Consider the following 6,462-nt stretch of genomic DNA (forward strand, 5'->3'; position numbering starts at 1 on the left):
CTTATCGATTGTTTTTAAGTGTTCTTCGTTGTGATTAAAACAGAAACCGCATTTCCTCCAAAACCAACAGCGTTTACTAGTATTTTATTGAGTTTTTTTGGAGTGTGTTGAGGTTCAGCAAAGGGAACTTCAATAACTTGTTGGTGTTGTAGCATTAGTACGGCTAATTCTAAACTTAACAAACCAGAAGCACCAAAAGTATGACCGAGTTTCCATTTATTAGTAGTTAAAAACGGAGTTTTTTTACAAAATACTTTTTGAATCGCATTAATTTCTGATTGATCTCCTTTAATGGTTCCAGGGGCATGCATTATAATAGCGTCAATTTCATCTGGAGAAATTGTTCCTAAAGCCATTTTCATTGATTTTTGAAAACATTCTGCATCTGTTGTTACAGAAGTATTGTGTTTTAATACTTCAGTTGCATATCCAACCCCTTCAATAAAAGCGATGGCATTTTCTTTACTTCCACTCTCTAAACAAAACACAGAAGCACCTTCTCCCAATACCATGGTGTTTTTGGTTTTGTTGAGGTTAAAAGCTTTACATGGATATTCATCATTTTCTTTAGAATATACTTTTAATGCTTGCATTTGCGCGATGGTAAAATCAGTTAGTGAAGCTTCACTAGCGCCAATCATAAATTTTTCTGACATTCCCGATTGCAACCAAGCAACTCCATTCAATAAAGAATGTAATCCGGTTGAACAAGTTATAGAATGTGAAATTTCAGGTCCGTTACTCTGTAAATCATGTGCAATCCAAGAGGAAATATTTCCTAAAGTAGTAGTTGGAGAACTTAAGGTAGATGACTTACCTGTTGCTAAAAACTCCTTATGGTATTTTTCAAATAGAGAAGTTGCTCCGCGAGAAGAACCAATGTTAATTCCGAAGTTATCTTCAGGCTTCCAGTCTGTTTGTTCCATTGTTTTTCTGGCAACAAAGAGCGTATATAAAACGGAAGGATCTAAATTCTTATACTTATTGTCAGAGTTTCTAACACCTTCAATAGTACGTTTATCTTCATCAGTTAATTGTGCTACCCATGTTTTAGACTCTTTAAACTCTTTTAAGGTTAAAAAATGTTGGTTATCCAGGTAGTTCTCCCATATTTTTTCTGGAGTACTTCCCAAGGCTGAAACAGATGCAAAAGATGTTATTGAGATGAGTTCTTTCAATACGATAAAATTTCAGCAAAAATAAAGGTAAAATCAAGTATTCTAAAGAAAATAAAAATATTTATCTTGTGATAAAATTATTGAAGTTATGAGTGAGCAACATCAAAAAAGTTGGTTTAGTAGAAATTGGTTGTGGTTTATTCCATTAACAGGTTGTTTAGGGTTTATTTTATTGATTGTTTTAGGTGTAGGTGCAGCATTTTTTGGTGTGTCAAAAATAATGACAAGTTCAACTCCTGTTGAATATGCTATTGAGCAGGCATCTAAAAATAAGTTGGTTATTGAAAACTTAGGTCAACCTATTGAAAAATACGGAATTCCATCAGGAAATATTTCTCTTACCAATGATGATGGAAATGTAGATTTTTCTATTCCGATAAGAGGAGATAAAGGAGAAGGAACTCTTATTGTTAGAGGAATTAAGATAGATGGAGAATGGATTTATGAAGATTTATATGTGATAATAAAAGAAACCCAAGAAGAAATTAATTTACTAGAGAAAGAAAAGATTCTAGAGAGTATCTAGAACCTTTTCTATAGTTGTATATACTTTGTCAAGTTGTTTTTTAGTAATCACATAAGGCGGCTGAATGTAAATTGTGTTTCCTAGCGGACGTAAGAAAACTCCATCATTCATAAAAGATTTTAAAAGCTGGTCACGCAACGTTCCATAACGACCAGAATTGGTGTTTAAATCAATAGCTAAAATAACTCCTTTGACTCTTGTTGAATTTACTTTTGGATGATTTTCTGTTTTTTTGGCAAAAGTTTTATTAGACTTTTCAATAAACTGAATATTGTCCTGGATTTCTTGAGTTTTTAAAAGCTCAATACTAGCCAATGCAGCACTACAAGCTATAGGATTTGCAGAATAGGTATGGCAATGAAAAAAACCTTTGGCAATATCGTTATCTAAAAAAGCCCTATAAATTTCTTCGGTACATGAAGTAATTGACATAGGAACCAATCCAGCGGTCAATGCTTTGCTTAAGCATATAATGTCTGGTTTGGTAGCGACTTCATCAGAAGCAAAATGATTACCAGTTTTTCCAAAACCTGTCATTACTTCATCAGCAATAGTTAACACGTCATTTTCTTTACAAATAGCTAAGATACTATTCAAATTTTCGGCTTTGTGAATTTTCATTCCAGCAGCTCCTTGTACTAAAGGTTCGTAAATGAACCCGGCAACATTGTGTTCTGAAATAATCTGTTGTAATTTTTGTGCAATAGCCTCATTGTTTTCTCCATTTGGAACAGGAATTCGTTGAATATCCATTAAAAAATCTTCAAAAGGACCATTATACACAGATAAACCAGAAACAGACATGGCTCCAAACGTATCGCCATGAAATCCATCTTCAAAAGCAATGAAAGTGTTGCGCTTTTCACCCTTATTAAAATAGTATTGTAAAGCCATTTTAATACCTGCTTCTACAGCAGTAGATCCGTTATCATTAAAAAAGATTCTATTTTGATTTTTGGGTAGAATTTTAATCAACTCTTCAGATAATTTTACCGCAGGTTCATGGGTAAAATCGCTAAACATAATTTGATCTAAGGTTTGCATTTGTTGGTAAACACGATTGGTGATGAAATCGTTACAGTGACCAAACATGCAGGTGTACCAAGAGGAAATAGCATCGATATATTCATTTCCGTGTTCATCGGTTAGTACACATCCTTTTGCTTTTACAATACCCAAACTATTGGGGTGTGTTTGATGTTGTTTTAGTGGATGCCACAAATGTTTTTTATCGCGTTCTTGTAAGTTCATAGGTTTCGTTCTTTTGAAAAAGAGCTGTCAAATGTACAATAGAAATACATAAAACCACTCCGAAATAGGCAATAAACAATAACCACATAATAGGGGTTAAAAACAATTCAGAAAAAAAAGCGGGAGATACTAAAAACAGTTCAGATATAAGTAAGAAAAAAGTGTAAGAAATCCAGATGCTTTTATGAATGTTTTTATTTAATTCTATCCAAATAAAAGGGAGATACATTCCTAAAAAGAGTAGATGTAACCAAGCAATTAGCATAAACCTATTGGTTACAACTAAGTTTGAAAAGTAAGGGATGCTACCAAAACAGTTCAAAACTCCAATTAATAGTAGAATTCCAAAAAATAATTGGTATTGTAATTTTTGATGTAAGAATAAGTTTTTAAGTCTGAAAAGTATTATGATTAATATTCCTGCACCAATACCTCCTAGAATTTGAATAGCCAGATAACTGAAGCTGTATTTCAATGAGTGTGCATATAGTAATATCAAAGAAAAAACTATAAGTAGAATTTGATTTTTTGATAGTTTAATTGCTGTTTTTTGAAAGAATACGGCAAGCATCCAAAGAAAAAAGGAACCGAAATATTGAAAATGTAAATAGAAAAAAATAGCTTGTTGATACCAAGGAGAAGTTTGCATTTTCATAGCCATTAGCGGACCTAAAGCATAAGGACCAATTGATGAAATGAAATGAAAAACAATTCCTGTTTTAATTAATGTTACATCTGATTCTTTACCCTGCAAACGTTTCCATAATCGTAGTAGTAACCAATAGCTAATCCATAAGTGTAGGGTAGAAAAAATAATGGTTACCAAAGCATACCCTTGAATGATAAACCCAACTAATAAGATAGCTACACAAATTTGTAATGCAAGATAGAGTCGGTAAGAAATTTTATCAATTCCGTTGGTAAAACGTGTAAAGAGTAATACAATTAAAGCGTTGAAAACAAACCCTAATAACATAATGTGAGAATGGGAATGTAATACAAACTTAAAAGGAAATCCAGAAATACTACCAGTAAAAGCATACCGCAAGACTAATCCTATGATGGCTCCTAAAAAACCAAAAAGTAAAGGAAAAGACCAAAGATGTTTTACACTAACAGGTTTCATTTATAATTTGTCTTTAAGTAGTTCTGCGTATTCTTTAATCACATTTTTATCAAAATAAGGTTCTTCTTCAATACGACCAATTACAGGTGCTCCAGTCATTTTTTTAATAATATCTTCTGTTGTTTTATGTTCGTTTCCTGAAAAAATTAAGGAAACTTCAAACCCTTTTTCTTTTAGTAAGTTAACTGTTAATAAGGAGTGATTAATACTTCCTAAGTAATGACGAGAAACTACAATGACTTTATAGTTGGGATTGATAACATCTAACAAGGTGTTTTTATCATTTAAAGGAACGAGTAATCCGCCAGCTCCTTCGATAACTAAATGGTTTTTAGTAATAGGCTCTTTTATGTTGTCAATCTCAATGGTAATTCCATCAATTTCTGCGGATGCATGCGGACTCATTGGTGTTTGTAATGCATACGAGTTTGGATGAAAAACAGTTGTTGAGTTAGAAATTAATTTTTCAACTTTATGAGTGTCGGAATATTCTAAGTCACCCGATTGAATAGGTTTCCAATAATCGGCTTCCAAAGCTTCTGTGACAATAGCAGCAGCAACGGTTTTTCCTACTTCCGTAGAGATTCCTGTGATAAAATATTTTTTCATTTAAAAATTGTTTTACAATCGTTGCAGATGAATTTTTTGCTTTCAAAAAAAGGAAAGAGCATAAAAAAGATATTTTTACGTTGTAAATCGGCAACTAATATTTTTGTTGAATTACATTTAGGACAATGAGTGTTATTTCCGTTTTCATCTTTTGTGTACTCTCTTATTTCATTATAAATAGTAGCAGCTTTTTCTAAATCATTATTGTGTACCAGTAATTTTACTCCACCAATAGCTTGACTAATCAACGGGTCAGAATCAATTGTTTTTTCGTCCATTAACAGGGTCTTGATGTTTTCTGAATCTAACTTAGTCTTTACAACTTGTGCTTCGGTAGAGTATTCGAATACTGCTAAAATGGTGTGATTATCTTGCATTGTGTTTTTTTTTAACAAAAGTAGCAAGGTTCTCTAAAACATTGATGACTTCTTCTTTAGAATTATAAGAATGTAAGCAAAAACGTAAACGTTCTTGATTTGGAGGAACTGTAGGCGATAAAATTGGCTTTACGTCAAATCCTTTTTGTTGTAATTGTAAAGCGATGCTTTTTACGCGTTCATTTCCAGAAATAATACAACAATGAATGGCTGAGTTACTCTCAATAAAACTTAATTGTAGCCTGTTTGATTCCTTAATAAAGTGTTGAATGTTTTGTTGAAGTTGTTCTTTGGAATTACTAATAACTAATTCATCATAAGCAATTTTTATGGTGGCCAACGAATGAGGAGACAATCCAGTAGTGTAAATAAAACTGCGTGAAAAATTAATAAGATACTGTTGTAGTTGTTTGCTTCCCAAAATGGCTGCTCCATGGCATCCTAACCCTTTTCCGAAAGTAATAATTCGGGCAAAAACTACATCTTCTAAATGTAATTTTTGAACTAACCCAAAATCAAATACCCCCACAGCATGTGCTTCATCTATAACAAAATGTACATTCGTATGTTCTTGGATTATTTGTGACATTGCTGTTAAGTCAGGAGAATCTCCATCCATAGAAAAAACAGATTCTGTAACTATGTAAACTTCTGAATTATTGTCTTGGACAAAACGAATAATTTTTTTTTCTAAATCTTTTATGTCGTTATGTTTAAACTTAAAAGATTTTGCATTAGATAATTGAATTCCATCTCTTATAGAAGCATGAATAAGCTCATCATACAAAATAATATCACCACGTTGAGGTACAGAAGAAAAAAAGCCAACATTGGCATCATAGCCTGAATTAAAAATAAGAGCAGCTTCTGTATTATGGAGTTTAACTAGCTGCTTTTCAGCTGTTGTGTATAGTTTATGGTTTCCAGAAAGCAATCGAGAACCTGTTGCTCCATTAATTTTGAAGTTATTATTAATTAAGTATTGATGTGTTTTATTAAAAATAATTTCAGATTTAGCAAAACCTAAATAATCGTTAGAAGAAAAATCAATAAGTAAATTTTCTTTACCGAGTCTCCTCAAAGAGTTTTGGGTTATTCTTTGCGTAATTTTTTGTTGTAGTTTTTTAGGAAATTGCATGATGTAAAAATAAAAAAAAGACTTACGTAGTGTAAGTCTTTTTTTTGCTCCCCCTCTTGGACTCGAACCAAGGACCCTCTGATTAACAGTCAGATGCTCTAACCAACTGAGCTAAGGAGGAATGTTCTTTTAGAACAATATATGTATGTTGTAGAAATTATCGGCTTCTACGTTGCCTTTGCTCCCCCTCTTGGACTCGAACCAAGGACCCTCTGATTAACAGTCAGATGCTCTAACCAACTGAGCTAAGGAGGAAT

Annotated in this window: 7 protein-coding genes and 2 tRNA genes; 1 reads left to right on the forward strand and 8 read right to left on the reverse strand. The window is 32.5% G+C overall.

Annotated elements, in window-relative coordinates:
- Positions 1-14: 14 nt before the first annotated feature.
- Complete coding sequence (locus MK851_RS02925) at positions 15-1,178, reverse strand: beta-ketoacyl synthase N-terminal-like domain-containing protein (RefSeq protein ID WP_320241251.1); 1,164 nt, start codon at positions 1,176-1,178, stop codon at positions 15-17.
- A gap of 88 nt (positions 1,179-1,266) precedes the next feature.
- On the opposite strand from MK851_RS02925, the gene MK851_RS02930 reads away from it, so the two are divergent.
- Complete coding sequence (locus tag MK851_RS02930; RefSeq protein ID WP_320241253.1) at positions 1,267-1,704, forward strand: cytochrome c oxidase assembly factor Coa1 family protein; 438 nt, start codon at positions 1,267-1,269, stop codon at positions 1,702-1,704.
- Here the strand turns inward: MK851_RS02930 and bioA are convergent.
- The 7 genes from bioA to MK851_RS02965 all read right to left on the reverse strand — a co-directional run bounded on the left by bioA (position 1,690) and on the right by MK851_RS02965 (position 6,460).
- Positions 1,690-2,955 carry an adenosylmethionine--8-amino-7-oxononanoate transaminase gene (gene bioA, locus MK851_RS02935; RefSeq protein WP_320241255.1) on the reverse strand — a complete coding sequence of 422 codons (1,266 nt, stop codon included), beginning with the start codon at positions 2,953-2,955 and terminating at the stop codon, positions 1,690-1,692. The two genes, MK851_RS02930 and bioA, sit on opposite strands and share 15 nt — an antisense overlap.
- On the reverse strand, positions 2,933-4,081 hold the full coding sequence (locus MK851_RS02940) for a hypothetical protein (protein WP_303505494.1): 1,149 nt from the start codon (positions 4,079-4,081) through the stop codon (positions 2,933-2,935). Before MK851_RS02940 ends, bioA begins: the two co-directional genes overlap by 23 nt.
- Entirely contained in the window at positions 4,082-4,690 is a 609-nt protein-coding gene (bioD, locus tag MK851_RS02945; protein WP_320241256.1) for a dethiobiotin synthase, read from the reverse strand.
- Positions 4,687-5,067, reverse strand: a complete 381-nt coding sequence (locus tag MK851_RS02950) for a putative signal transducing protein (protein WP_320241258.1) — start codon at positions 5,065-5,067, stop codon at positions 4,687-4,689. Before MK851_RS02950 ends, bioD begins: the two co-directional genes overlap by 4 nt.
- Complete coding sequence (locus MK851_RS02955) at positions 5,057-6,205, reverse strand: pyridoxal phosphate-dependent aminotransferase family protein (RefSeq protein WP_320241259.1); 1,149 nt, start codon at positions 6,203-6,205, stop codon at positions 5,057-5,059. The genes MK851_RS02950 and MK851_RS02955 overlap by 11 nt, the downstream gene beginning before the upstream one ends.
- 47 nt (positions 6,206-6,252) lie before the next feature.
- A tRNA-Asn gene (locus MK851_RS02960) sits at positions 6,253-6,326 on the reverse strand.
- Positions 6,327-6,386: 60 nt separating this feature from the next.
- A tRNA-Asn gene (locus MK851_RS02965) sits at positions 6,387-6,460 on the reverse strand.
- Positions 6,461-6,462 lie beyond the last annotated feature (2 nt).

Source organism: Tenacibaculum sp. 1B UA, from assembly GCF_033978845.1.
Taxonomy (GTDB): domain Bacteria; phylum Bacteroidota; class Bacteroidia; order Flavobacteriales; family Flavobacteriaceae; genus Polaribacter.

Coding starts and splice junctions, on each gene's coding strand:
- MK851_RS02930 (WP_320241253.1), top strand. CDS start 1,267: ATGAGTGAGCAACATCAAAAAAGTTGGTTTAGTAGAAATTGGTTGTGG.
- bioA (WP_320241255.1), bottom strand. CDS start 2,955: ATGAACTTACAAGAACGCGATAAAAAACATTTGTGGCATCCACTAAAA.
- MK851_RS02940 (WP_303505494.1), bottom strand. CDS start 4,081: ATGAAACCTGTTAGTGTAAAACATCTTTGGTCTTTTCCTTTACTTTTT.
- bioD (WP_320241256.1), bottom strand. CDS start 4,690: ATGAAAAAATATTTTATCACAGGAATCTCTACGGAAGTAGGAAAAACC.
- MK851_RS02950 (WP_320241258.1), bottom strand. CDS start 5,067: ATGCAAGATAATCACACCATTTTAGCAGTATTCGAATACTCTACCGAA.
- MK851_RS02955 (WP_320241259.1), bottom strand. CDS start 6,205: ATGCAATTTCCTAAAAAACTACAACAAAAAATTACGCAAAGAATAACC.